Origin of the sequence: Enterobacter sp. CPE_E890 (assembly GCF_046521475.1) — a bacterium.
GTDB classification, from domain to species: Bacteria; Pseudomonadota; Gammaproteobacteria; order Enterobacterales; family Enterobacteriaceae; genus Enterobacter; species Enterobacter adelaidei.
On the sequence record NZ_JBKFZW010000003.1, the window covers coordinates 26,906 to 49,353 of the forward strand.

The following is a 22,448-nucleotide window of genomic DNA, read 5'->3' on the forward strand; positions in this document are numbered from 1 at the left end:
ACCATCAACAACAACTCATACAAAAGGGCTTTGAGAAAGGTATCCAACATGCAAGACAGGAGGGTCATTCAGAAGGATTCTGATTTTAGTTACGACCGGTGCAATGCTGAGCCTTATGTATCAGCGCTCGCCGCAGCCATGTAACCGAGCGTAGCGAGCGAACTGGCGAGGAAGCGAAGAGGAACCGTTCCGGCAGATAGCTCTTACGCTCAGCACAAGAAGAGTTTTCCATCCTCTGTGGGAAACAGGTCAACTTTAATGGACGCTCCGGACTATGGGAAACAGGTCAACTTCACGGGCGGCCGGGAGTGTGGGAAACAGGTCAACTTCGCGGGCGGCCGGGACTGTGGGAAACAGGTCAACTTTACGGACTGCCCGGACTGTGGGAAACAGGTCAACTTTACGGACGGCCCGGACTATGGCAAACAGGTCAACTCCGCGGACGGCCCGGACTGTGGGAAACAGGTTAACTTTGCAGACGGCCCGGACTATGGGAAACAGGTCAACTCCGCGGACGGCCCGGACTGTGGGAAACAGGTCAACTACGCGGACGGCGGACTATGGAAGCGGACTGTGGGAAACAGGTCAACTTTGCAGACGGCCCGGACTATGGGAAACAGGTCAACTTCGCGGACGGCCCGGACTATGGGAAACAGGTCAACTCCGCGGACGGCCCGGACTGTGGGAAACAGGTCAACTACGCGGACGGCCCGGACTATGGGAAACGGGTCAACTTTGCAGACGGCGCGGACTGTGGGAAACAGGTCAACTACGCGGACGGCCAGGGCCGCGGGAAACACCACATGTATAGGCACACACAGATAGCGTGTTCAGGGCAACAAATGTGACAATCTGCCCTCATTAATTATGTCGAACTTGCCCTCATGTCATTTGACTAACGGGAAGAGGGGGAAAATCTAGTGTGACAAACTGCACTCATTTAACTGTGACAAACTACCCTCAGGATATGGTGACAAATTGCCCTCAATTCTGGCTCCACTACCGGTTACAGCCAAAAAAACTATGAGTAAGCGCAGGATGCCAGGGGAGGGAACAGCAAAACTGTGACAAATCACCCTCAACCTTCCAGATCAAATGTGACGAACCACCCTCAAATCTGTGACAGATAACCCTCAGGCTATTCTGTTGTCATCGAGGTGATATCACGGAAGGAAAATACTATATGAGTCGTCTGGCGACCTTTCTTTTCTCGATGTAAGAGAGGCGCATAGGTGTCCGGCTATTGATCTCATCAACACTTGCCTGCAGGAAACGACGGCGAAAATCCGGCATACGCTGATAACTTTGGGGTAGCTGGTAGCGCTCCATGATCCAGTCGATTTTCAGGGACACGACACCAGAGCCATCAGGTTTACGGTACTGACACAGGGATTCGTATAAACGCATGGCATACGGATTGGTAATCTCTTTTGTTTCACTGAGCCGGAACTGCGTAAACCGGTTCTGTAGCCCGATGAAGAAGGGAATGAGATAGGGGTTGATATGTACGCTGTAAATCCCTCTGGATGGACTGTGCGCACGTTTGATAAACCAGGAAAGGATTCATACCCTTTTTCATCGCCGGCATCCTCTTCAGGGCGATAGAAAACCACTTCCTTGCCCGCAAAACCTTTTAAAGCCTGTCGTATATCCTTACTGGCTTCAGCGGAGGTCAGCCCGAATGTTTCAGCGTATTTAGCAACATGAATTTCGCAGATGCCGTCATGTTCCTGCAGGGAGCCGTCGGATTTTCTGATCTGGTCAACGAACAGATACAGCATACGCTTTTGATCCCTGGAGAGACTATATGCCGCCTCAGTCAGCTCATTTGACTGGACAATCCGCGGGCTATTTTTACGTTTTTTATGGTTTATAACCGCTATTTCCGCCATGACAGGTCCATGTGAAGTGTGACAGGTTTTCAGATTGTCACACTTTATAAAACAGAGTCAACAGGGAGGGATAACTTTGTGAAAAGCAACGCTTCCTGAGGGCAATTTGTCACAGAGTTAAGGGCAACTTGTCACAGAAAGGACGGCTATTTGAGGGTGATTTGTCACACTGAAAGGGCGGTTTGTCACAGATCCCTCTCTGGAACCCGCATGGATAAAGGCCTGTGGGCATTCTAAAAATAAAGATCTAACAACTATTAAAAAAGATCTTATAAAAATATCCCCGTGGATAAGTGGATAACCCTAGGGGAGGTGATTTTTCAGCCATTGAGCGTATGCAGAATTTATGAGTTCTGTTCCCTGGTGCTTCCTCGCTCACTCGGGGCTTCGCCCTGTCGCTCGGCTGCGGCGAGCACTGCTGGCTCGATCATATCCGTGGCCGGAAGATACTACTCCTCCCCCGAGTCGCTCTCCAGAGCCCGCTACAGCGAGACAACCCGCACGAAGATTTCTATCGTCCCTGCAGACATACTCGAATCGTTTTTATTAACCCTGGCTCCCGTCGTGACAGAACACTACTTCCTGTAAAAGGGGGACTAAGGCCCCTGAGTCACACACCTGAAATTAATAATGCGGAGTTTTACGATAATGTCATTGCTGGAAACTTTCCTGACCGCTTCTCCCGCTTCTCAGGGGGCAACAATCCTGTTCCTTGCCATGCTGATCTACTGGCAAAAGCGATAAATCCATGCGGGCTGGCCTTTGGCCAGCTTCGCTGTATAAGGGGAAAAATGCGGCATATCCAGACATTTCACTAGGCAATTTGAATTCAGATATCTATGCTTGGGATCCGGTCAACAGGATGTAACAAGATGAAACTTGAAACTATACAGATAGATAATACCGTAAGGAGTGGTCTTAATTCTTTCACTGACGGGGTGATTATTCGTGATACAAAGGTATTGATCACGCTCAATCTCCCGGATGGACAGAAAACCACTATTGAGGGGGAATGGCGGCATATGTCGGACGCCAACAGGTTGTCAGAACGTATTACGATGCTTCAGCATGCGATCTATGAGCAGTATGAGGAATACAGAGCAGATATTCCCGTCAGCTGGTCCAGATAACGTCTGACAGACCTCCCCGGCGAGCAGGACGTTCGCCAGCATCATTCTCCTAAGTACTTAAATATTCCCTTTCAGCATGGCTACCGCATCCGCTTCGGGCATCTGAAACTGAACTCGATGCCGCGCAGCAACATCAAGTGCGAACACCTTCGTATAGACTTCCGTCGAGCTAATCGATTTGTGGCCCATCAGGCTCTGCAAAACCTTCAGTGGTATGCCGGCATACAGCATATGCATCGCGTAGGAGTGACGGAACGTATGGGGGGTAACCGGTACTGAGAACGTCACCCCGTCGGCCGCTGCGGCCTCCACCGCTTCGCTAAGCCAGGTGCGCACGGTACGGTCTGTGATCTCCCAGATACGCGCCTTCTCCATTCTGCCGGTGCGCTTGTTTCGTCTTTCCAGCGGAATTTTCAGGGTCGCCACCATCATCTGCAGCTGGCTGACATAGTGGTGATCGGAAAGGGGAACCAGACGATGGATCTGACTGCCTGCGGGGGCACGACCTGCCGTCCTGGCCGCTTTCTCGGTACGCTGCTTGAGGGTGGCCAGCTGTACGAACGGATACGGCGGCGCCAGCGAAAAATCCCCCCGGGTCAGCGCCAGCGCCTCGTTGATACGCGCGCCGGTGTTCCAGAGGGTTGCCAGCAGCATCTTGCGGTGAAGATCCGGCACGTAATGGAGCAGGGCGCTGACTTCCGGCGCCAGCAGGTATTTCGGCAGTTCATCCTGCACGAGCGCCATCTGGCGCAGGGCGAGGGCGGCAGGGTAATCGATGGCCACCGGGAGCAATGTTCCGGGAGATGCCGGAGATCCAACTGGAACCAGGTTATTCATAATTTCTGTTAACTTTTTTCTTTGCCGAGAATTTTCTTCGTAATATTACCGGAGTCAGGATGACTAACCAGCCAGAAAACAGACGAAGTCGCAAACAAAACTACCCCGTCAATGACGGTAGACACGATATTTTCGGGCACAGGTTTCACTCCTCTTCAGTGGGTTGCTATGGAACGGGAACATTCATGACACCAACATCCAGTAGATAAAGCACAGAAAACCCATCCCCCATCCCCAGAACAGGATCTGGTCGCGGTATTTATCCCGCAGGTTAAAAAAGGGATGTGCCTGCAGGTCAACGAGCTCCTCACTTTGCGAGGCAAGCTCCCTTTCCAGCTCCAGGATTCTTTTCTGCGACTGAGCACACAGGGTAGCCAGCCGGATGACCCCGGCTGCCCGTTGCGCCACCTCCAGGTCTGAATCCCCGCTCTGCGGCAGAGACAGTTTTTCTGCCCGCAGCGGCAGGGCGTCACATTTCTCGTCCGGGAGCTGGCCCCCTTTCCTGTGCAACAGATGATAAAATGGACGATTCTGAAGTGAAGTAATTAACTGTTTTTGCGACCGTTTTTTGCCTTCGAGCTGCACGATTTTTTCCTGCAGCCCGCGATAACAGTCTTCCAGCCGGCGTACCGCGGATACCAGGGGCTCCACCCGGAGCGTTGAACACCTGCCCCGCGGCAACTGCAGTTCGTCTGCCCGCAGCGGCATTGAGCTGGTATCCCCCGGCGGGAACCGGAACCCCAGCCCGCGCCATAGTCTGCTCCGGCGGATCAGATTGTGAATGTTTTTCGCATCCACGGACGAGATGTCGATTCTTCCGACCAGCGTTTCCGGCGGCAGGGAGCGGGTCCAGAGCACCATCTGCTGCATGATCCAGCTGCCCACCCCGCGACCACGGGGTAAAAATTCTTTCAGCATAAATTCGACACTGAACAGTTCCACCGTGCCGGGCACGAACTTCGCGACAATGGTCTGCGGTGTTCCTTGTCCTTCACCGTACAGCGTCAGGCTGGAGGTGATCGACACATGTGCCCCTGGCGAGTCCTCTGACCCGTAACGACATTCCTCCACCCGTCTGACGACCACAACCACCGTTTCGTCGCCCGCACTCCCCGCCGGGACGGTCAGCATCCACATGCCGTTATCATCAACAGACGTTTTTATGAAGGTTTCCGTTTTCGCTTCCATACCGGCCTTTTTGTCCCGTTGCGTAAATGTTACTGGCTTAAGGGTTTTTGTGTGAACCGTTCGTTTAAGCTGACCCCACGAAAGCCTGCAGGGCATCCGCTCCGGAGGGCAGTTCATGCTGAGGGTTAAGCTCTGCGGCAATGCTTCGTTTTGACATCCTCGATGTCTTTCAGGGCGGGGAGGCTGTCAAATTCCCCAGAACATCAGGTTTATCGCATTTTTGATGTCATTTTCCCGGTGGCTGAGATCGGCCACTTCCTCCCCGGTGACGGAGGAAGTGACGCTGGCCATGTCCGTGGTCATCAGGCGGTAGCTTTCGTCCCCGATGTGCACCACCGGATAGAGTTCACGGGAAACCTTATCCGACAGCAGCCGGGCGCTGGCCAGCGGGATCACCATCCGTCGCCCGGGGGTATCGATGATGTCACTCTGCACATCCACGAACAGACGATAGCGGCTCTCTCTTTTATAGGCATAAACCTTAAACTGCATCTCACCAGTCCCTGTTTTCGTCGGCGAATGAACCGTTCATCTCAATAAATCGGGCAACCTCGGCCATCCCTTCCTGATTTTCAGCCTGCCAGCGTTCGGAACGCAGACGACGGGCCTCATTCTGCATGGCCCTGTTCACCAGGGCGGAGATATTGACGTCTGCGGATTTCAGTAACTGATAACTGTCGCTGTCTATGGTGACAGTGATGCGCTGCTTCATAATGCACTCCGGAAAACATACTAATGATATGCATATCAGTATAGCGCAAGGATGCAGCTGACACACGCCCGCCTGAAACATACTGTTATGTCGCCATTAATTTCACTTCGTGAAATTCACATACAAAATAATCACCTTAGAGATAACAAGCAGCCATACAGCCACGCCGTTAAATTACCTGACGGCTGTTCCGCCCGGATCCGACTTTTTACGCTCAGCGAAGTTTCCGGAAGTGTACCACGGTCAGGGAATAACCACAGCGCCCTTTTAGGGTGGTGAGCGGCCGGTCACGGGGCAGGGGAGGGACACAACATATAGCGTCGTTGTCAGCTGGTAACACCGCTACATGTTGTGTCATGGTGCCGCTGCGCGCCGGCGGGGCTGAATCAGATCCGGAACCGGCAGAAATCGGATCTGAATAAGAGAAGCAACGAAAAGGTAATAAATATCTTGCACTGGTATTACATCCAGGAGAAAGTAATACCACCAACAGAATGGAGTAAAAAATCCACTTGGTAGGAAAATTTTCATTTTAGATTAAAACGTCAAAGAGGGGTTCATTATGAACTTTCAGACTTCATCTGAACAAAACGAGTCTCAGGGGACCGTGTCGGTCTCACTTAAAGGCATTCCGACCGCTCAGGGCCAGGCGCTGAAAGAGGTGGCCAGAGCACGGGACATTAACCAGTCTGCGCTGCTGCGTGAAATGGTCAATGCCAGTATGGGCAGTATACTCCATGTCTTCTGCCTTAAGAGCCCGCTTGTCGCGTCCCTGGATCAGGACATCGCGCAGTATAACGGCTGTACTGTCCTGCCAACATGGAGCAGTGTCCCTCAGCCCCCTCAGTTTGAAGCGGCCTACCGCGACCTGCTTTCCATCCGTACAGAAGATGATCTGACCCGGATTTTGCTGCGTAATGCACAGTACCTCCGCATGCGAAGCAGCCAGGTTTTGCCACCGGGACAGCAGTTCTACGGCGGGACTGCGCTGTATTTTGCCCTGTTCTGTGATGTTGCCGGTCGTGATGAACAGACGATTGAAGCCTTCTGGGCCAGTATCGCGCGTTTCTGGGGAGCCTGGTATCGTCGGCAGGATTACTATCAGCAGATCAACCAGCTGCGCGGAGTCATGGGCAAGGCGCCGGCGAATGGTCTCAGTGAGGCGCATGCGGTGGGCGTTTACAGCCGGGTCGCTGTGTTTCAGGATGAAAGCGGCCAGAAAGGACACAGCCAGGTGCTGCTGACCCTTCGCACAGAAAATACGCAGGCGCTGCCGGCAGGCGAGTTTGATCAGTTTGAGTTGCCGTTCTGTAATGGTCACATTCTGGTGCCTGATCCGGGCTATGGCTCCCCCGTTGTTTTTCACAACAATGTACTCGGCCTGGGGTTCCGCTTCCGGGAAGGAACCTGCTCCATGCACTGCTACACTGTGGAGGACGCCCGGCTCGGGCCTACCCAGACACTGACGGAAGTGGCGGAAGCGCTCGTCAGTAATGTTGATGCTCCCCTGCGGGCCTATGCTGCAACCATCCCGGTCAATCAGAGGTAGTGGCTTTGACATCCTCCCTGCCTGAAGGATGGGGAGGATGTCAACTCATGGGGTCAGCTACGGCCCCGTTTCAGTTCACGAACACAGGGATCATAATCATCTGCATAACCGCCATAGTCACGGCTGGGCATGAAGTACCATTTTTTGCCGTCCCAGCCGACGATCCGGGTGGTTGGTTTGGTTTTATTCAAAACAACAATGCAGACGCCGGAGGGAGACCCCGGGGGAAGAAGCCGTTGCACCACACACTCACTGTTGCCCACATCAATCCAGTCTTTGACGTGAATTTCAGGATGGCTCATTGTTAATCTCCGGGTGATAAAATTGATAACCGTACAGTGTACACTGACCGGGTAATACTCCTGACACCAGTCTATTGCGATGGTGTTGCCCTGATTCTGCCAGCACCTATAGTATTGCGTCATGAATATTCGTGACGAATATACGGGCCTGTTTTTTCACGTTATTTAATTTGCTCGTGCGGCAGATACTCTATTTTAGCAATTGACGACCTGGACACTGATTTCCCCTCACGGTCTATACCGAAAGTTGAGTTTCCATCCGGCGGTAGATTCCGGACTGATGTATAAGCATATGCAAGTGCCGTTTCAAGCGTACCCTTTTCATAAATAATATCTGCCTGGAACCAGACAATACAGGGGTGAAGCACCTTGAGGTAATGCGGCGTAAGATCGTGGGCGTAGTTCTCAAAGTATGCGTTACAGACATCCTCTACCAGCTCCGGTAGCCTGAGATAATCATGTTGCCCATTTTCACTGGTGTGGAAATGTAATTCCCGAACCAGATGGCCGTAAGGCCCCCAGTGCGTTCTATCGTCAGTTCTGAGCTGAAACATCTCATCCGGGACACCTCCCGGAACATTCCATTCCTGAAGGTGTTTACGAACCATCTCATTCGGAGCCAGGTCGAGCAACATTTTCATGGCGAGTGATTCAGACTGATTTAGCGCCAGTAACCCCGCGGGAAAAGTATTCCCGGCGAAAGTCCGGGTACCATGAAACCACAGAGCTCGTGTGAATGGTCCCGGTTCGCCCAGTTCCGCACAGACGTACTCTCTCAGATACTGAGGTGCATCAACCAACTGGCGAGGATTAAGCTCGTAGATACTTTCAAGATCAAGCGAAAGCAGCACTTTTTTCAGCTTTTCAGGGGGACAGCCAAACCCGGCAGATAATGTATGCAACGCCTGAGTTCGTGAGGAGCAATCGAGGATTAACATTGTGTAAATCCCTCAAAAATCCAATAAGTTAACAGCTTTGGCTCGACGTCGGGCCATATTGTTGAGCAGCAGGGTCGCATAATATTTCAGAAAGGGTAAAAGTTCCGGGGCGCTGAAAGTGGCATAGGCATTCTCATCCTCAGGATCATCCCTGAAAGCAATCAGATCGACAAGACGCTCGTCGCTGACTGATACAACCTGGACGCTGAAATGAGCCACAGAATTTCTCATTTTAAGGATAAGAGCACGCAGAGTCATCTCCGGTCCGGGTAGCTGCGACTCCTGTAACCCCATGCTGGTTTTAAGCTGCTGCGTTAAACGGTCAGCGGGCAGGAAAGAGAGCGCCCTCTCTTTCGGCATCACGATGAGACCCAGAAGGCAATTCAGGGTCAATGTGTAGTTGTACTGCTCCCTGAAGGGCTTGCCCAGCTCCTTAATCATTTCGTTATACTGATCGATAAGTGCCAGTGTTCGTTGAACAAACTCGGTCTCAAAATCTGAATAATTTCCCATTTAACTCTCCCGTTCCGGTTCGAGAATTCACTATATCATCCGGTCAGCCTGACGGCTCAGGTACGGCATTTCCGAGTATGGGAGTTTTCGGATCTGCGGTGGAAAAATGAGAAAGCAGGATATGCACAGCATATCCATATGCCGCGCATCTGCATAGGGCAGACATACGCATATGCCAGTCATCTGCATATGTTACACCTATACAAACCCATCCGGCAGGCATATACTGCACATATGCACTCATACATCATGCATGATCAGCCGGAGGAACATCCATGCGCACAGTATCGATATTTAAAAACGGCAATAACCGCGCCATCCGTCTGCCCCGGGACCTGGATTTTGACGGCGTCAGCGAGCTGGAGATCGTCCGGGAAGGGGACAGCATCATTCTGCGTCCCGTCCGGCCGACCTGGGGCTCGTTCGCGCAGCTAGACAGGGCCGATCCGGACTTTATGGCGCAGCGTGAGGATGTGGTCAGCGACGAAGGACGCTTTGATCCATGAAGAAAACCTGGATGCTCGACACTAACATCTGCTCGTTCATCATGCGCGAGCAGCCGGCAGCGGTGCTGAAGCGCCTGGAGCAGGTGGTGCTGCGCGGTGATCGCATCGTGGTCTCGGCCGTGACGTATGCCGAGATGCGCTTCGGCGCCACCGGCCCGAAGGCCTCGCCGCGCCATATTCAGCTGGTCGACGCGTTCTGCGCGCGCCTCGATGCCATCCTGCCCTGGGACCGGGCTGCGGTGGACGCCACGACGGACATCCGGGTGGCGCTGCGCCTCGCCGGGACGCCGATCGGCCCGAACGACACCGCCATTGCCGGACACGCCATCGCGGCGGGCGCCATCCTGGTGACGAATAATACAAGAGAGTTTGAGCGGGTGCCGGGTCTGGTTCTGGAAGACTGGGTTAAGTAACGTAGTCAGGCCGCTATCCATCGGCCTGACAGTTTCTCTGCGATGTTATTTGTATTCCTTTTCACCGTTACTGAATGGCTCTACACGGATACGTGTTCTCTCATGTGTGAGTTTTGGCGGCCTGATGAATTTAGATATCCCCAGCTGGACGGCCAGAGTCCACATTTCGTCTGAATAAACGATACTGCGGTGATGCTTCTCAATGAGGAAAGCGTCATAATCATGATGACGGAACGTCTGTAACACCGACCTGACAAATGCCTGTGATGCCCAGCCTTCTTTCAGGCACTGGATGGCTTTGTTGAATAAATCAGATTTCGGGTAAGTCTCCCCCGTAGCGGGTTGTGTTTTCAGGCAATACGCACGCTTTCAGGCATACCTGCTTTCGTCATTTTGTTCAGCGCTCGTACCAGGGCCATAGCCTCCGCAACCTGACCATCGTAGTCACGCAGCGTCAGTGAACCCCCGAACAGCTGTTTTACCCGGTACGTCGCCGTTTCCGCTATCGAGCGACGGTTGTAATCTGTTGTCCATTTCCACCGCGCATTACTCCCGGTCATTCGCTGATTAGCCACTGCACGGTTACGGTCTGCATATTCACCGGGCCAGTAACCCGCACCTTTTCGGGGCGGGATAAGCGCGCTGATTTTCTTACGCCGCAGTTCATCGTGACAGAGCCGGGTATCGTAAGCGCCATCGGCGGCGGCTGACCTGATTTTCCGGTGGGTTTGCCGGATTAACCCGGGGAAGGCCTCTGAGTCCGTAACGTTGTTCAGCGACAGGTCAGCGCAGATGATTTCATGTGTTTTACTGTCAACGGCGAGATGCAGCTTACGCCAGATACGGCGGCGTTCCTGGCCATGCTTTTTGACTTTCCACTTTCCTTCACCGAAGACCTTCAGCCCGGTGGAATCAATTACCAGGTGTGCGATTTCACCCCGGGTGGGCGTTTTGAAACTGACGTTAACCGACTTTGCCCGCCTGCTGACACAGCTGTAATCCGGGCAGCGTAGCGGAACGTTCATCAGAGAAAAAATGGAATCAATAAAGCCCTGCGCAGCGCGCAGGGTCAGCCTGAATACGCGTTTAATGACCAGCACAGTCGTGATGGCAAGGTCAGAATAGCGCTGAGGTCTGCCTCGTGAAGAAGGTGTTGCTGACTCATACCAGGCCTGAATAGCTTCATCATCCAGCCAGAAAGTTATGGAGCCACGGTTGATGAGGGCTTTATTGTAGGTGGGCCAGTTGGTGATTTTGAACTTTTGCTTTGCCACGGAACGGTCTGCGTTGTCGGGAAGATGCGTGATCTGATCCTTCAACTCAGCAAAAGTTCGATTTATTCAACAAAGCCCCGCTTCGGCTTTGTCTTTTTTATTCCCGGTCAGCACCACACTGCCGCCCGCTTCCAGTACCATGCGTGCCACGGCGAGACCCATGCCGCTGGTGCCGCCGACGACAAGCAGTTTTTTACCTTTGAAAAATGTATTCATTTTCAGACTCCATTACTGGTGGGTAAGACGTTGCCGGCAGCGTGAAACTGCTGGCGGTTGACGGATTAAATGCTGCAGCCATCCGTTCCGCAGGTCTGACCCGCTGTGGCTGAAAATTCGGTTTGCTGTTCATCCCAGACCTGACGCAGGGCATTCAAAAAGTTGTCTGCCCCCTGAGCCCCGCTGATGGCGTATTTCTCGTTCATCACAAAAACCGGAACGCCGCTGAGGCCAATAGACTGTGCGTGGGCTTCATCGTCGGAAACGGTGGCGCGAAAATCGTCATTTTCCAGAGCGGCTTCGGCGTCAGCTTTCTCCATACCGGCTTCTACGGCCATTGCAACGAGCTGCTGACGGTCAAAGAGAGAGCGACCTTCGGTGATACTGCCGTGATAAAAACGTTCTTCCACCGCGTCCGCAATTCCGGCCTTACGCGCGGCAACCAGCAGGGTGTGTGCATCTTCTGTATCACCAAACATCATGCCGTCAAAGTTGTAGATCAGACCTTCAGATTTACCGGCGGTGCCCACCTGATTCATCATCAGCTCCGCTGAATGTTGACTGCCCAGTTTTTTAACGATGGCATCCTTAAAAGGCATAGCGGGAGTACCACCGGCCAGACGGTAGCTGTGATGACGGATCACCACCTGATCGCGAAATTCAAAGCGATTCAGACCCTGTTCAAATCTTTTCTTAGCAATCCAGCACCACGGGCAGACCAAATCTGACCAGATATCGATGGTGAGGGTGGGTTTCAGCGTTTGCATAATGATTCCTCAAAGACCTTGGGCGGTCGGGTCTCACTTATCAGAGAACCGCGACCGTATGGGATTTATTGCGCCTGCCAGACCGGGTAATCGGTATAGCCTTTTTCCGGGGAACCACTGACGCCGTAGTAGGTGGCGCGGTCACTTTCTGCCAGTGGCCAGCCGTTTTGCATTCTTTCAACCAGATCCGGGTTAGCGATGTAGGGCACACCAAATGCCACCAGATCCAGCTCATCATCTTCCAGAGCCTGCTCTGCGATATCACGGGTGAAACCGCCGGCAGCGATGATGGTGCCTTTAAACGTGTTGCGAAAACGGCGGCGGAATCCTTCCGGAAGTGGCGCTTTGGTGTACACCGGCTGATAGTAAAGGTGTACGTAAGCCAGCTCCCGCTGACCGAGCGCGTCGGTGATGGCTGACCAGGTTTGCTCTTCACCTTCATACGGCGCGAGGTCATAAATGCGGCCGAACGGTGACAGGCGCACGGCAACGTGGCTGTTACCCACGGCTTCCGCCACGGCGTCAATGGTCTCCAGCAGGAAACGCTGACGATTTTCCACCGAGCCGCCGTATTCGTCAGTGCGGGTGTTCAGTTCGCTACTGAGGAACTGGTCAAAGATGAATCCGTTTGCAGCCATGATTTCCACACCGTCAAAGCCGGCTTCCATCGCCAGGCGTGCGGAGTGCACGAAGTCTGCAGTGATGCGTTTCACTTCATGCGTTTCCAGCGCGCGTGGCTGGCTTGGTACAACCGGGCCCGGTTCTCCGGATTCGGTCAGCGCAAAAACGGTGGTATTGACCGCCTGAACGGTGCCCGCTGAAACCGGCGCTATGTGGCCTGGCTGAAGAGAGACGTGAGACATACGGCCGACGTGCCAGAGCTGCGCGAAAATACGGCCACCTTTGGCGTGAACCGCTTGTGTCACCTTACGCCAGCCCTGGACGTGTTCGTCGTTGTAGATACCAGGGGTATAGAGGTAACCCCGGCCTTCTTCTGAAACCGGCATCCCTTCGGTGATGAGCAGGCCAGCAGAAGCACGCTGTGCATAGTACAAAGCCACGACCTCATCCGGCACGTCATTCATGGTGCGGGTGCGGGTCATCGGTGCCATGACTACACGGTTTTTTAACGCCAGGCCAGACAGATTGTAGGGGGTGAAAAGCTTACTCATCGTATACCTCACAGAAACAAAAAGGAGTATCCCGGCAGGGATTTGCACAACCCGGAAGTATCATCGACCGGACGTCGCGCACTGGAGTTGCATAAACATCTGATGGATGGCAATATACCAACCATCTAGTAGGTAGGTCAACGGGTGTGCCGTATTTTTTTGTCATAACGCAGCCATTTCTGAATTGTCACTCATTTTGCGAGGTCATCACCATGCGTACATTAACAGCTTATAACGAAGATAATTTCCGCCAGATAGAGCAGTACAAAGGAATATCGGTGGTACGTTTCTCTGCACCCTGGTGTCCGCCCTGTCAGGCCAGCGAAGAAATGTTCAGTCAGTTTGCAGACCGGCTCGATGGAGATATTCAGGTGGGGAAAGTCAATGTAGATCAGGCGCCGGTGCTGACAACCAAATACGAGATCTGGGGGCTGCCGTCTGTGCTGATATTTCATGAAGGGCAATTAGTTAAACGCATACCGGGTGTGAAACCTGCATCGGTATATGCTCAGGCGATTGCGGACATAAAAAAAGGGCAGTAATGCCCTTTTAACGTGGAATTTATTAATGCTTAACCGCGTGCCTGACCGACGGCATCCAGAGTGCGGGCTGAATAAATGACCGCAGCGCCAGCGTTGAGGTTAATCGCCACGCCCAGCGCTTCAGCAATTTCAGCGTCGGTTGCACCGGCTTTCACAGCGGCGTCGGCGTGAAAAGCAATGCAGCCGTCGCAGCGAGTTGTGACTGCGCACGCCAGGGCAATGAGTTCACGCACTTTTGCGCCTAAAAGGTCAGTTTTGTTACCTGCGTTGCCCAGGGCAACCACGCCTTTCATGGTCTCGGGGGTCAGTTTGCCCAACTCGCCTAAACGTTGCATTAACTCTGAGCGATAGTTGTTCCAGTCCAGCATAGTGTCATTCTCCTGAATGTGGGGTATTAAGAAGCAGTTTTATATACTTAAGGCTGTTGGTGAAGACTTCGGGTCTGGCCGTTGCATGCGCCACTACGCTTGAGCCTTCACAGACATTAATGATCATCAAAGCAATATCTGATGGTTCGGCATGGGATGAAAACTCACCTGACTCCATGCCCGCCCTGACGACTTTTGTGAGCCACTCGATTTGCATATCGAAATAAAGTGATGTCTGTACAGTAATTGCCTGAGGCAGATTGGCGGTCTCTGCTGACAACGCACAACACAGTGGCAGTAGTGAAGCTTTATGGCTTTGCGCGAAGATATCGATGTAGGCCGCAATTCTTTTCTCCGCGCTTTTCTCAGTAGCCTCTATCTGCTCAAATACGCGTTGCGTATCAGAGAACGCCTGTATTACCACCTGCTCACCCAGAATATCTTTGGTCGGGAAATGGTGATGAATACTGGCCTTGGTGATACCCACTATTTTTGATAAATCAGCATAGCTGAATGCTGAATACCCTTTTTCGCGCATCAGGTGTTCTGCTTCGCTGAGCAGCCGTTCCCGTGTCATGGTTGTCATAATTACTCCATATAATCTACTAGTTGATAGATTATATTGTTGCTATTTTTCCGTAGCAAGTTGTATCACTGACTCAGTATCGTGCAGAGCTGAACGTCACTGCCATCCTGCATTCTGAATGGCAGCATTACATCTCTGACATCACGCCAGGCGTGTAATCATTTCAACCGGATTAGCCAGAGTATCGTGGATTGGCGAATTCTTTTGCATTTCGCTGACCAGCGCTTCTAACTCCTCGCGACTGGCGGTCTTGCTCGTAAGGTGAACATCGACGCGAATAGATTTCGCACCTTTACGCACGTTGCTGTCCAGCCCAAGGAAGCCGTTGAGGTTGATATCGAAATTAAGATCCAGCTCGATACCGTCCAGGTCGATCCCTTTTTCAGCAGCCATCATGGTGAGGGTGGCGGTATAACAGCCAGCCAGCGCCTGCATGATGTATTCAGTCGGGCTCATGCCGGTATCGGTGCCGAGTAAACCTGCGGGTTCATCACCGATATTAGAAAATTTCCCCACGCGGCTGGTATCGATAACGCCGTTCTGGATTGTGGCGCCGGTCTCTGTGCGAACGGTTAATCCGCCGCTGGAACGGGCTTTCATCTGGAAAGTCAGGTTACCCAGGCCAGGCTGGCTGCGAACTGCTTCACGGGTATTGTGGATCGCAGCTGCGTCTGCAGAAGGTTTAACGGTAGTAGACATAATGGCTCCTGTAATTTCTTGATAAAAGTTATAGCTGGTGTAATCAGTGCCAACCATCTAGTTGGTAGGTTAATATCGCGAACCTCTTTTGTCTACTCTTTTATAAAAAATAGGGGGAAAAGAACCCAGAAGGCTGTTTTATTTCATAATAACCATTTGATTTTTTTATAATCTTCCCAGCCGCTCACTCTTGCAGCAATCCAGCCTTTACCCGAAGGATAGTCTGGCGGGTGGTATTAAATTCCCGGGCAATAGCACTGATACTGATGCCAGCATTTAGGCGCTCTGTCACTGTTTGCTTTTGTTCCTCGCTCAGGATGGGAGGGCGACCGAAGCGTTTTCCAGCCGCTTTTGCCCTCGCAATACCTGAATGCGTTCGCTCAAGCAGCAAATCCCGCTCAAACTCCGCTACAGCAGAAATTACCTGCATAGTCATTTTTCCGGCCGGACTGGTCAAGTCAACGCCTCCGAGTGCGAGACAATGAACGCGAATATCTAAAGCCGCCAGTTGCTCTACTGTTTTTCGGATATCCATCGCATTACGACCCAGACGGTCAAGTTTGGTGACAATCAGTACATCCCCATTTTCCATGCGATCTAGCAACCGGATAAATCCGGTATTCGCGTACACTGCCTCGCGCTGGGTGGCGTGGACCTCACCAGCGCGGCCGGAAAGATGACCATGCAGGTCATTTCGGCTGTGGCTGAGTTTGAAAAGGACCTGCTGATTGAACGCACGCATTCCGGCCTGGCAAGGGCTAGGGCAGCAGGCAAACGGTTTGGCCGGCCGCCGGCGCTTAACCAGGAACAGCGGCAGGCAGCGCTTGAACAACTGAAAGCAGGTGCCAGTATCAGCGCCATTGCCCGCGAGTTTGGGACCTCACGACAAACCATCATGCGCCTGCGTGGCGATGCAGTCAGCCCGGAGTTACCAGATTGACATCCACCCCCGACACAATCCGCTGAAGGAATGGCAATTCTGTTCACCACATTTGCTAAGAGATCAGGACTTACTTTGTAATCTGGAAGTACATCGAAGTTGCAACAATAGTACACTATTGCGTGACGTAGATTCGTGACGTATAGTTACTGCAACTTATTTGTTTATAACTACCGTCAGGTACAAAATTATGTCTCCAGCACAAGCTAAACAAAAGCAGCATGAACGCTACGAAGCCGTAGCGGTGCAGGTTTTGCGTGGTCGTGCCGGTTACAAACCTGCCGTGAAAAGCCGCTTCAGTAAGTCAGCCAGTAGCAAATTCTCTCATACTATCGCTTTTGCCTGATCCTGAACTTTGAGGCACAATAAACCATCATTCGCTGATGGTTTTTTTATGCCTGTTCAAGACGTTATTCCCCCCTATGAGCAGATGTACCTGCTAAATCAGCAGCTGATCTGCAACGCTGACCAGTTCAAACATGCCGTTATCACAGTTGGCGGTCAGGCTGTGCAATACTGGATATCCTATTATCATGCACAATATGGCGACAGATTGCCTGATGAGCGTCTCACCACTTCTGTTGACTGCGACTACAGCGCCCGGAAAGATGATATTGCGGCTATAGCAAAAACGCTCAACGTTAAGACGTGGGAGAACAAAGACGGCCAGCCCCCATCCCTTGGACAGTTTATGCTTATCGATCAGGACACACACGATATCAAACGGGATGATGGACGCTTATTTGCCGTACCGGATGCGCCTGACGAGCCAAATGTGGTGGATATTATCGACCGACCCGGAGGCTTTGACCGTTCTGATTTTCTGGGGGAAAAGCTTTACCTGTATACCGCCCCGTTTTATGTAGAAGCAACCGGCCCCGGTATGCCTGAAATGAATGAAAAGGTAAGGGTGTTGAACCCTGTCGCCTGTATGCGCTCGCGCTTTAGCAATCTGATTGCCTTGCGCCGTGATGCTGAAATTGAAATTGCGCGTATTAACGCGCTCAAGATCCCGTGTTATTTCTTTCTCATCGAACAGTTTGATGAACAGCCGTTCAAAGTTGCACGAGGAATCTTTATGGATTTGTGGTGGCTCGCGAATGACGAAAGCTGTCTGCGCCATCAGGCCTTCTGGCATAGCTGGCAGGGGCCGCTTCTTGAAGGGCAACAAAGTAACAACATCACTCTGATTGATGTGTTGGAAGGCGTACATGCATACCTGGAAGGGCATCTTGATGACTTTGAAATACCGGAAGCCTTTGTCACCAAAGAATTACCGCTAAAGCTCGCACAGCTGCGTGAACGCTGGGAGCGTTACGTGGTACTCAATGCTGAATGGGCAGCAAGAGGGCGCAGGGGATTTGAACGTAATCGCCGTGATGATTAGGGAAGGTGCGAATAAGCAGGTCATGTCTTCCCAAGCTGACTCGTTGATTAAAATTTCGCGGATCTGGGCCGATTTTTTTCCCGCAAACACATCGAATCAGCCTATTTAGGCTATTTTTTCCACCATTTCTGGCGTTATTTCCGGTTTTTACTGAGATCTCTCCCACTGACGTATCATTTGGTCCACCCGAAACAGGTTGGCCAGGGTGAATAACATCGCCAGTTGGTTATCGTTTTTCAGCAGCCCCTTGTATCTGGCTTTCACGAAGCCGAACTGCCACTTGATGATGCGAAACGGGTGCTCCACCCTGGCACGGATGCTGGCTTTCATGTATTCGATGTTGATGGCCGTTTTGTTCTTGCGCGGATGCTGCTTCAAGGTTTTTACCTTGCCGGGACGCTCGGCGATCAGCCAGTCCACATCCACCTCGGCCAGCTACTCGCGCTGTAGCGCTCCTTGGTAGCCGGCATCGGCTGAGACAAATTGCTCCTCTCCATGAAGCAGATTACCCAGCTGATTGAGGTCATGCTCGTTGGCCGCGGTGGTGACCAGGCTGTGGGTCAGGCCACTCTTGGCATCGACACCAATGTGGGCCTTCATGCCAAAGTGCCACTGATTGCCTTTCTTGGTCTGATGCATCTCCGGATCGCGTTGCTGCTCTTTGTTCTTGGTAGAGTTGGGTGCCTCAATGATGGTGGCATCCACCAAAGTGCCTTGGGTCATCATGACGCCTGCTTCGGCCAGCCAGCGATTGATGGTCTTGAACAATTGACGGGCCAGTTGATGCTGCTCGAGCAGGTGGCGGAAATTCATGATGGTGGTGCGATCCGGCAGGGCGCTATCCAGGGATAATCGGGCAAACAGGCGCATGGAGGCGATTTCGTACAGGGCATCTTCCATGGCACCGTCGCTCAGGTTGTACCAATGCTGCATGCAGTGAATACGCAGCATGGTCTCCAGCGGATAGGGCCGTCGGCCATTGCCCGCCTTGGGATAAAACGGCTCGATGACAGCGGTCATATTCTGCCATGGCAGAATCTGCTCCATGCGGGAGAGGAAAATCTCTTTTCGGGTCTGACGGCGCTTAGTGCTGAATTCACTATCGGCGAAGGTGAGTTGATGGCTCATGATGTCCCTCTGGGATGCGCTCCGGATGAATATGATGATCTCATATCAGGAACTTGTTCGCACCTTCCTTAGGATTTTCGCCACTGAATAAATTATAATAAATTGATTTTATAAGATATTCGTCATGGGCTATATGACCAGTACGAGTTGCATGCTCTAATGTTTCAGATGCCAGTATATGTGCGGCTTCAGCAAACATCCCAGGCCAACCCTTACTCAGCATAGACAGTCCTTTAAGGACTCTTATCTGAATCTCCCTCATACTCGCACCATCACGTGCAACAGGTAAGAAAAAGTCTTCCAGTAGGTCTTTGATCTGAAGTGGCGCAACATGTACTGAAGGATATATCACTTCAGTTTCATCTATTTTATTCTGCGCGTAAGCGGAGAGTATTCGAACACCTCTGCCAATGACATCAATCGCAGTACCGGGATCGTTTACTGCGGGCGAAAGGGCCCTGCAGGCTATTTCGGCCATGACGCTGAGACAGAATCGGGGATCCTGAGCAAATGAACGCACATCCGAGACAATGATCGTTTCAAGTAAATCGGTACAGATTGATGACTCCTGACCAGAACTCAGGTACAAAACTGGCATCGATGGATGTATGAAACTGCCTGGCTGCGCCACAAGATATACATGACGAGGATCATTGCTCAGCAGACTGCCGAGCTTGACCATGTCAATATATTCAACATAGCCAATTTTCTCCGGATATACGGCAACAGTTCCTTTTGGTTGTTCATTGTTCTCAAGCCATGGATATCCGCCAAGACATGGACTTTTTGCTCTCGCAATAAATGTCTCGATCGCCGCCTGTTCTACTTTTGCTGTTGTCTCACCTACCCTGCCCAGAGAGGTCAAATGCTGTATCCAGCGAAGCAATGTGATGATTATTAAGGCAATGACAACCAGTGTTACAATGAATAAAATGACTCTACCCCTTTCTCCGTAGGCTCCCATATTGAGGGCAATAATCCCTACCAGGCTGAAGAGAAAAGAACCGATAAAAGTGGCCAGTACATTTTGTGTGGTTACGTCTTCTACAACTAAACGCGTGGCTCTGGGCGTCACATTAGTAGTGGCTGAACCGTAAGCGGTGACCATGATACTCAGTGAAAATGTGGTCACCGCCAGCATACTCGATGCCAGTATGTTCAGAATATTATCAACTGCTTCCGCACCAACCTTCACTGATACTGACTCTGGGATCATTGATCTAAAAAGAATAGATAAAAGGGCCGTTATTATTGCTACCATTGCAAATAACGTTGCCCTGAACCATAGTTTTTTAAGTGTCTGCCTGAGAATCCATTGCCAGCGTAAAATCATTCAGCATATCCTTGTATTAAGTTCGGGAAAATAAATGCCGCCCGGCAGGACGGCATTTTTGTATTAACGAACGAGGTGCAGGAAGTGCAGGTGTTTTTCGTACTGGTCCAGTATGTCATTAATCAGCTGTTCCTGATTCCAGCCCATCACATCATAGTTTTGACCGCCTTCTTTCAGATAGACCTCAGCGCGATAATATCGATGTTGCTCAACCTGCTGCTCGTCATTGTCCATTGCAGCCATGGCGAAAGCCGGTGAGTTATAGCCACGAAGTCTCACTTCATAAATAAAGTTCAGCTCATTGCCCAAATCGACTTCAAGCCGAATTCGTTCGTCATCAGTATCACTTATATGGCTTATCGTTCCCTGTTTATTCAGTTCTTCCTGAACCAGCGTCATGGCGGGCTGGATAACGTCGCCCATAAAGCGTTTCACAAGAGAGCGCTTTGGCAGATAAGCGATATTGCGCAAGCGTCTCTGCCATGGAATCGGGTTACGCGCTGCAGTCGGAGCAATAGTCGCCATGCTCAGGCTTTCACGCTTGGTCAAATCCCGACGCAGGGCTTTTAATAATCCGTATATGGATATCAGTAAAATCACTGAGAAAGGTAATGCGCTCGCTATTGTCACGGTTTGCAGCGCGCTCAGTCCCCCCGCAATCAGCAGTGCGATTGCCACAATCCCTATGAGCGAGGCCCAGAAAATTCGCTGCCATACAGGCGTGTGAGCGACGCCACCCGATGCCAGCGTATCAACGGCACTGTTGCAAAGTTAGCGATGAGGCAGCCTTTTGTCTTATTCAAAGGCCTTACATTTCAAAAACTCTGCTTACCAGGCGCATTTCGCCCAGGGGATCACCATAATAAAATGCTGAGGCCTGGCCTTTGCGTAGTGCACGCATCACCTCAATACCTTTGATGGTGGCGTAAGCCGTCTTCATGGATTTAAATCCCAGCGTGGCGCCGATTATCCGTTTCAGTTTGCCATGATCGCATTCAATCACGTTGTTCCGGTACTTAATCTGTCGGTGTTCAACGTCAGACGGGCACCGGCCTTCGCGTTTGAGCAGAGCAAGCGCGCGACCATAGGCGGGCGCTTTATCCGTGTTGATGAATCGCGGGATCTGCCACTTCTTCACGTTGTTGAGGATTTTACCCAGAAACCGGTATGCAGCTTTGCTGTTACGACGGGAGGAGAGATAAAAATCGACAGTGCGGCCCCGGCTGTCGACGGCCCGGTACAGATACGCCCAGCGGCCATTGACCTTCACGTAGGTTTCATCCATGTGCCACGGGCAAAGATCGGAAGGGTTACGCCAGTACCAGCGCAGCCGTTTTTCCATTTCAGGCGCATAACGCTGAACCCAGCGGTAAATCGTGGAGTGATCGACATTCACTCCGCGTTCAGCCAGCATCTCCTGCAGCTCACGGTAACTGATGCCGTATTTGCAGTACCAGCGTACGGCCCACAGAATGATGTCACGCTGAAAATGCCGGCCTTTGAATGGGTTCATGTGCAGCTCCATCAGCAAGGGGATGATAAGTTTATCACCACCGACTATTTGCAACAGTGCCGCAAGGTGTTCACCGACAAGGCATCGGGCAAGGACACCCAGCGCCCCCAGCTCGAAGCGCTGCTGAGCTTCGTCCGCGAAGGCGATACAGTGGTGGTGCACAGCATGGATCGGCTGGCCCGCAACCTCGATGACCTGCGTCGCTTGGTACAGAAGCTGACTCAGCGCGGCGTGCGCATCGAGTTCCTGAAGGAGGGCCTGGTGTTCACTGGCGAGGACTCGCCGATGGCCAACCTGATGCTGTCGGTGATGGGGGCCTTCGCTGAGTTCGAGCGCGCCCTGATCCGCGAGCGGCAGCGTGAGGGCATCGCCTTGGCCAAGCAGCGCGTGGCGCGTACCGGGGCCGCAAGAAAGCCCTGTCCGATGAGCAGGCTGCTACCCTGCGGCAGCGAGCGACGGCCGGCGAGCCCAAGGCGCAGCTTGCCCGCGAGTTCAACATCAGCCGGGAAACCCTCTACCAGTACCTCCGCACGGACGACTGAC

At 52.1% G+C, this 22,448-nt stretch carries 26 protein-coding genes and 6 pseudogenes; 11 read left to right on the plus strand and 21 right to left on the minus strand.

The window, feature by feature from the left end; translation table 11 throughout:
- The first annotated feature begins 560 nt into the window (after positions 1-560).
- On the plus strand, positions 561-848 hold the full coding sequence (locus tag ACLHV9_RS25755) for a hypothetical protein (protein ID WP_410397575.1): 288 nt from the start codon (positions 561-563) through the stop codon (positions 846-848).
- A 290-nt stretch (positions 849-1,138) separates the two neighbouring features.
- On the opposite strand, the pseudogene repE reads toward ACLHV9_RS25755, so the two are convergent.
- Positions 1,139-1,892: pseudogene (gene repE, locus ACLHV9_RS25760) on the minus strand (replication initiation protein RepE).
- 630 nt (positions 1,893-2,522) lie between these two features.
- Between repE and ACLHV9_RS25765 the strand changes: the two are divergent.
- Both ACLHV9_RS25765 and ACLHV9_RS25770 read left to right on the plus strand, forming a co-directional pair.
- The gene (locus ACLHV9_RS25765) at positions 2,523-2,636 is read left to right on the plus strand and encodes a hypothetical protein (RefSeq protein ID WP_014343462.1); all 114 of its coding nucleotides are present in this window, start codon (positions 2,523-2,525) and stop codon (positions 2,634-2,636) included.
- Between the two features lie 128 nt (positions 2,637-2,764).
- A complete protein-coding gene (locus ACLHV9_RS25770; protein WP_000764642.1) occupies positions 2,765-3,022 on the plus strand; it encodes a hypothetical protein in 258 nt (85 codons plus the stop codon).
- 57 nt (positions 3,023-3,079) lie between these two features.
- On the opposite strand, the gene ACLHV9_RS25775 is transcribed toward ACLHV9_RS25770, so the two are convergent.
- The 4 genes from ACLHV9_RS25775 to ccdA all read right to left on the minus strand — a co-directional run bounded on the left by ACLHV9_RS25775 (position 3,080) and on the right by ccdA (position 5,759).
- Positions 3,080-3,859, minus strand: coding sequence for a site-specific integrase (locus ACLHV9_RS25775; protein ID WP_001568028.1), 780 nt, complete (start codon positions 3,857-3,859; stop codon positions 3,080-3,082).
- 183 nt (positions 3,860-4,042) lie between these two features.
- The gene (locus ACLHV9_RS25780; protein ID WP_001568027.1) at positions 4,043-5,047 is read right to left on the minus strand and encodes a hypothetical protein; all 1,005 of its coding nucleotides are present in this window, start codon (positions 5,045-5,047) and stop codon (positions 4,043-4,045) included.
- Positions 5,048-5,233: 186 nt separating this feature from the next.
- Positions 5,234-5,539 carry a type II toxin-antitoxin system toxin CcdB gene (ccdB, locus tag ACLHV9_RS25785; RefSeq protein ID WP_013023785.1) on the minus strand — a complete coding sequence of 102 codons (306 nt, stop codon included), beginning with the start codon at positions 5,537-5,539 and terminating at the stop codon, positions 5,234-5,236.
- 1 nt (position 5,540) lies between these two features.
- On the minus strand, positions 5,541-5,759 hold the full coding sequence (ccdA, locus tag ACLHV9_RS25790) for a type II toxin-antitoxin system antitoxin CcdA (RefSeq protein ID WP_001568025.1): 219 nt from the start codon (positions 5,757-5,759) through the stop codon (positions 5,541-5,543).
- A gap of 562 nt (positions 5,760-6,321) precedes the next feature.
- Between ccdA and ACLHV9_RS25795 the strand changes: the two genes are divergently transcribed.
- Entirely contained in the window at positions 6,322-7,308 is a 987-nt protein-coding gene (locus tag ACLHV9_RS25795) for a hypothetical protein (protein WP_021312480.1), read from the plus strand.
- Positions 7,309-7,361: 53 nt separating this feature from the next.
- Here ACLHV9_RS25795 and ACLHV9_RS25800 read toward each other — a convergent pair whose 3' ends face one another.
- The 3 genes from ACLHV9_RS25800 to ACLHV9_RS25810 all read right to left on the minus strand — a co-directional run bounded on the left by ACLHV9_RS25800 (position 7,362) and on the right by ACLHV9_RS25810 (position 9,061).
- Entirely contained in the window at positions 7,362-7,610 is a 249-nt protein-coding gene (locus tag ACLHV9_RS25800; protein ID WP_023332841.1) for a hypothetical protein, read from the minus strand.
- 161 nt (positions 7,611-7,771) lie between these two features.
- Entirely contained in the window at positions 7,772-8,548 is a 777-nt protein-coding gene (locus tag ACLHV9_RS25805) for a hypothetical protein (protein WP_407221228.1), read from the minus strand.
- A 12-nt stretch (positions 8,549-8,560) separates the two neighbouring features.
- Positions 8,561-9,061: a HEPN family nuclease gene (locus ACLHV9_RS25810; protein WP_021312477.1), complete on the minus strand. Its 501-nt coding sequence runs from the start codon at positions 9,059-9,061 to the stop codon at positions 8,561-8,563.
- 275 nt (positions 9,062-9,336) lie between these two features.
- Between ACLHV9_RS25810 and vapB the strand changes: the two genes are divergently transcribed.
- Both vapB and ACLHV9_RS25820 read left to right on the plus strand, forming a co-directional pair.
- Positions 9,337-9,567, plus strand: a complete 231-nt coding sequence (vapB, locus tag ACLHV9_RS25815) for a type II toxin-antitoxin system VapB family antitoxin (RefSeq protein ID WP_023293777.1) — start codon at positions 9,337-9,339, stop codon at positions 9,565-9,567.
- Positions 9,564-9,980, plus strand: a complete 417-nt coding sequence (locus ACLHV9_RS25820; RefSeq protein ID WP_000754567.1) for a type II toxin-antitoxin system VapC family toxin — start codon at positions 9,564-9,566, stop codon at positions 9,978-9,980. The genes vapB and ACLHV9_RS25820 overlap by 4 nt, the downstream gene beginning before the upstream one ends.
- A gap of 350 nt (positions 9,981-10,330) precedes the next feature.
- Here the strand turns inward: ACLHV9_RS25820 and ACLHV9_RS25825 are convergent, their stop codons facing one another.
- The 4 genes and pseudogenes from ACLHV9_RS25825 to ACLHV9_RS25840 form a co-directional block, all read right to left on the minus strand.
- A complete protein-coding gene (locus ACLHV9_RS25825) occupies positions 10,331-11,299 on the minus strand; it encodes an IS5-like element IS903B family transposase (RefSeq protein ID WP_200525919.1) in 969 nt (322 codons plus the stop codon).
- A gap of 33 nt (positions 11,300-11,332) precedes the next feature.
- Positions 11,333-11,470: pseudogene (locus ACLHV9_RS25830) on the minus strand (sugar dehydrogenase); the annotation flags it as partial.
- Positions 11,471-11,535: 65 nt separating this feature from the next.
- Positions 11,536-12,237, minus strand: a complete 702-nt coding sequence (locus tag ACLHV9_RS25835; RefSeq protein ID WP_008502228.1) for a DsbA family oxidoreductase — start codon at positions 12,235-12,237, stop codon at positions 11,536-11,538.
- A 65-nt stretch (positions 12,238-12,302) separates the two neighbouring features.
- Entirely contained in the window at positions 12,303-13,409 is a 1,107-nt protein-coding gene (locus ACLHV9_RS25840; protein ID WP_006687059.1) for an alkene reductase, read from the minus strand.
- 212 nt (positions 13,410-13,621) lie between these two features.
- On the opposite strand from ACLHV9_RS25840, the gene ACLHV9_RS25845 reads away from it, so the two are divergent.
- A complete protein-coding gene (locus ACLHV9_RS25845; RefSeq protein WP_008502229.1) occupies positions 13,622-13,951 on the plus strand; it encodes a thioredoxin family protein in 330 nt (109 codons plus the stop codon).
- A gap of 29 nt (positions 13,952-13,980) precedes the next feature.
- Here the strand turns inward: ACLHV9_RS25845 and ACLHV9_RS25850 are convergent, their stop codons facing one another.
- From ACLHV9_RS25850 to ACLHV9_RS25865, 4 genes are all read right to left on the minus strand, one after another.
- Entirely contained in the window at positions 13,981-14,319 is a 339-nt protein-coding gene (locus ACLHV9_RS25850; RefSeq protein WP_000888080.1) for a carboxymuconolactone decarboxylase family protein, read from the minus strand.
- A gap of 4 nt (positions 14,320-14,323) precedes the next feature.
- On the minus strand, positions 14,324-14,905 hold the full coding sequence (locus ACLHV9_RS25855; RefSeq protein ID WP_023304048.1) for a TetR/AcrR family transcriptional regulator: 582 nt from the start codon (positions 14,903-14,905) through the stop codon (positions 14,324-14,326).
- Positions 14,906-15,046: 141 nt separating this feature from the next.
- Positions 15,047-15,604 (minus strand): OsmC family protein, encoded by a 558-nt coding sequence (locus ACLHV9_RS25860; RefSeq protein ID WP_000108589.1) that lies wholly within the window; start codon positions 15,602-15,604, stop codon positions 15,047-15,049.
- A 184-nt stretch (positions 15,605-15,788) separates the two neighbouring features.
- Entirely contained in the window at positions 15,789-16,235 is a 447-nt protein-coding gene (locus tag ACLHV9_RS25865) for a recombinase family protein (RefSeq protein ID WP_370464783.1), read from the minus strand.
- On the opposite strand from ACLHV9_RS25865, the pseudogene ACLHV9_RS25870 reads away from it, so the two are divergent.
- The 3 genes and pseudogenes from ACLHV9_RS25870 to ACLHV9_RS25880 all read left to right on the plus strand — a co-directional run.
- Positions 16,218-16,544 (plus strand): annotated as a pseudogene (locus ACLHV9_RS25870) (recombinase family protein); the annotation flags it as partial. The gene ACLHV9_RS25865 and the pseudogene ACLHV9_RS25870 sit on opposite strands and share 18 nt — an antisense overlap.
- A 190-nt stretch (positions 16,545-16,734) precedes the next feature.
- On the plus strand, positions 16,735-16,890 hold the full coding sequence (locus tag ACLHV9_RS25875) for a hypothetical protein (protein WP_000074143.1): 156 nt from the start codon (positions 16,735-16,737) through the stop codon (positions 16,888-16,890).
- A 48-nt stretch (positions 16,891-16,938) separates the two neighbouring features.
- A complete protein-coding gene (locus ACLHV9_RS25880) occupies positions 16,939-17,931 on the plus strand; it encodes a hypothetical protein (protein WP_166791864.1) in 993 nt (330 codons plus the stop codon).
- Here the strand turns inward: ACLHV9_RS25880 and ACLHV9_RS25885 are convergent.
- From ACLHV9_RS25885 to ACLHV9_RS25905, 5 genes and pseudogenes are all read right to left on the minus strand, one after another.
- Positions 17,870-18,097: a hypothetical protein gene (locus ACLHV9_RS25885; protein ID WP_306292279.1), complete on the minus strand. Its 228-nt coding sequence runs from the start codon at positions 18,095-18,097 to the stop codon at positions 17,870-17,872. The genes ACLHV9_RS25880 and ACLHV9_RS25885 overlap by 62 nt on opposite strands.
- Positions 18,079-19,059: pseudogene (locus tag ACLHV9_RS25890) on the minus strand (IS5-like element ISKpn26 family transposase). The gene ACLHV9_RS25885 and the pseudogene ACLHV9_RS25890 overlap by 19 nt, the downstream one beginning before the upstream one ends.
- Before the next feature lie 40 nt (positions 19,060-19,099).
- Positions 19,100-20,392, minus strand: a complete 1,293-nt coding sequence (locus tag ACLHV9_RS25895; RefSeq protein ID WP_023304011.1) for a DUF2254 domain-containing protein — start codon at positions 20,390-20,392, stop codon at positions 19,100-19,102.
- Between the two features lie 63 nt (positions 20,393-20,455).
- Positions 20,456-21,148, minus strand: a pseudogene (locus ACLHV9_RS25900) (BCCT family transporter); the annotation flags it as partial.
- A gap of 52 nt (positions 21,149-21,200) precedes the next feature.
- On the minus strand, positions 21,201-21,905 hold the full coding sequence (locus ACLHV9_RS25905) for an IS6-like element IS26 family transposase (protein WP_001067855.1): 705 nt from the start codon (positions 21,903-21,905) through the stop codon (positions 21,201-21,203).
- 63 nt (positions 21,906-21,968) lie between these two features.
- Here ACLHV9_RS25905 and ACLHV9_RS25910 point away from each other — a divergent pair.
- Positions 21,969-22,447 (plus strand): annotated as a pseudogene (locus ACLHV9_RS25910) (recombinase family protein); the annotation flags it as partial.
- Position 22,448: the final 1 nt, after the last annotated feature.

Coding starts and splice junctions, on each gene's coding strand:
- ACLHV9_RS25845 (WP_008502229.1), top strand. CDS start 13,622: ATGCGTACATTAACAGCTTATAACGAAGATAATTTCCGCCAGATAGAG.
- ACLHV9_RS25775 (WP_001568028.1), bottom strand. CDS start 3,859: ATGAATAACCTGGTTCCAGTTGGATCTCCGGCATCTCCCGGAACATTG.
- ACLHV9_RS25780 (WP_001568027.1), bottom strand. CDS start 5,047: ATGGAAGCGAAAACGGAAACCTTCATAAAAACGTCTGTTGATGATAAC.
- ACLHV9_RS25805 (WP_407221228.1), bottom strand. CDS start 8,548: ATGTTAATCCTCGATTGCTCCTCACGAACTCAGGCGTTGCATACATTA.
- vapB (WP_023293777.1), top strand. CDS start 9,337: ATGCGCACAGTATCGATATTTAAAAACGGCAATAACCGCGCCATCCGT.
- ACLHV9_RS25765 (WP_014343462.1), top strand. CDS start 2,523: ATGCGGAGTTTTACGATAATGTCATTGCTGGAAACTTTCCTGACCGCT.
- ACLHV9_RS25880 (WP_166791864.1), top strand. CDS start 16,939: ATGCCTGTTCAAGACGTTATTCCCCCCTATGAGCAGATGTACCTGCTA.
- ACLHV9_RS25840 (WP_006687059.1), bottom strand. CDS start 13,409: ATGAGTAAGCTTTTCACCCCCTACAATCTGTCTGGCCTGGCGTTAAAA.
- ACLHV9_RS25820 (WP_000754567.1), top strand. CDS start 9,564: ATGAAGAAAACCTGGATGCTCGACACTAACATCTGCTCGTTCATCATG.
- ccdB (WP_013023785.1), bottom strand. CDS start 5,539: ATGCAGTTTAAGGTTTATGCCTATAAAAGAGAGAGCCGCTATCGTCTG.
- ccdA (WP_001568025.1), bottom strand. CDS start 5,759: ATGAAGCAGCGCATCACTGTCACCATAGACAGCGACAGTTATCAGTTA.
- ACLHV9_RS25860 (WP_000108589.1), bottom strand. CDS start 15,604: ATGTCTACTACCGTTAAACCTTCTGCAGACGCAGCTGCGATCCACAAT.
- ACLHV9_RS25835 (WP_008502228.1), bottom strand. CDS start 12,237: ATGCAAACGCTGAAACCCACCCTCACCATCGATATCTGGTCAGATTTG.
- ACLHV9_RS25895 (WP_023304011.1), bottom strand. CDS start 20,392: ATGATTTTACGCTGGCAATGGATTCTCAGGCAGACACTTAAAAAACTA.
- ACLHV9_RS25800 (WP_023332841.1), bottom strand. CDS start 7,610: ATGAGCCATCCTGAAATTCACGTCAAAGACTGGATTGATGTGGGCAAC.
- ACLHV9_RS25795 (WP_021312480.1), top strand. CDS start 6,322: ATGAACTTTCAGACTTCATCTGAACAAAACGAGTCTCAGGGGACCGTG.
- ACLHV9_RS25770 (WP_000764642.1), top strand. CDS start 2,765: ATGAAACTTGAAACTATACAGATAGATAATACCGTAAGGAGTGGTCTT.
- ACLHV9_RS25850 (WP_000888080.1), bottom strand. CDS start 14,319: ATGCTGGACTGGAACAACTATCGCTCAGAGTTAATGCAACGTTTAGGC.
- ACLHV9_RS25755 (WP_410397575.1), top strand. CDS start 561: ATGGAAGCGGACTGTGGGAAACAGGTCAACTTTGCAGACGGCCCGGAC.
- ACLHV9_RS25810 (WP_021312477.1), bottom strand. CDS start 9,061: ATGGGAAATTATTCAGATTTTGAGACCGAGTTTGTTCAACGAACACTG.
- ACLHV9_RS25905 (WP_001067855.1), bottom strand. CDS start 21,905: ATGAACCCATTCAAAGGCCGGCATTTTCAGCGTGACATCATTCTGTGG.
- ACLHV9_RS25855 (WP_023304048.1), bottom strand. CDS start 14,905: ATGACAACCATGACACGGGAACGGCTGCTCAGCGAAGCAGAACACCTG.
- ACLHV9_RS25875 (WP_000074143.1), top strand. CDS start 16,735: ATGTCTCCAGCACAAGCTAAACAAAAGCAGCATGAACGCTACGAAGCC.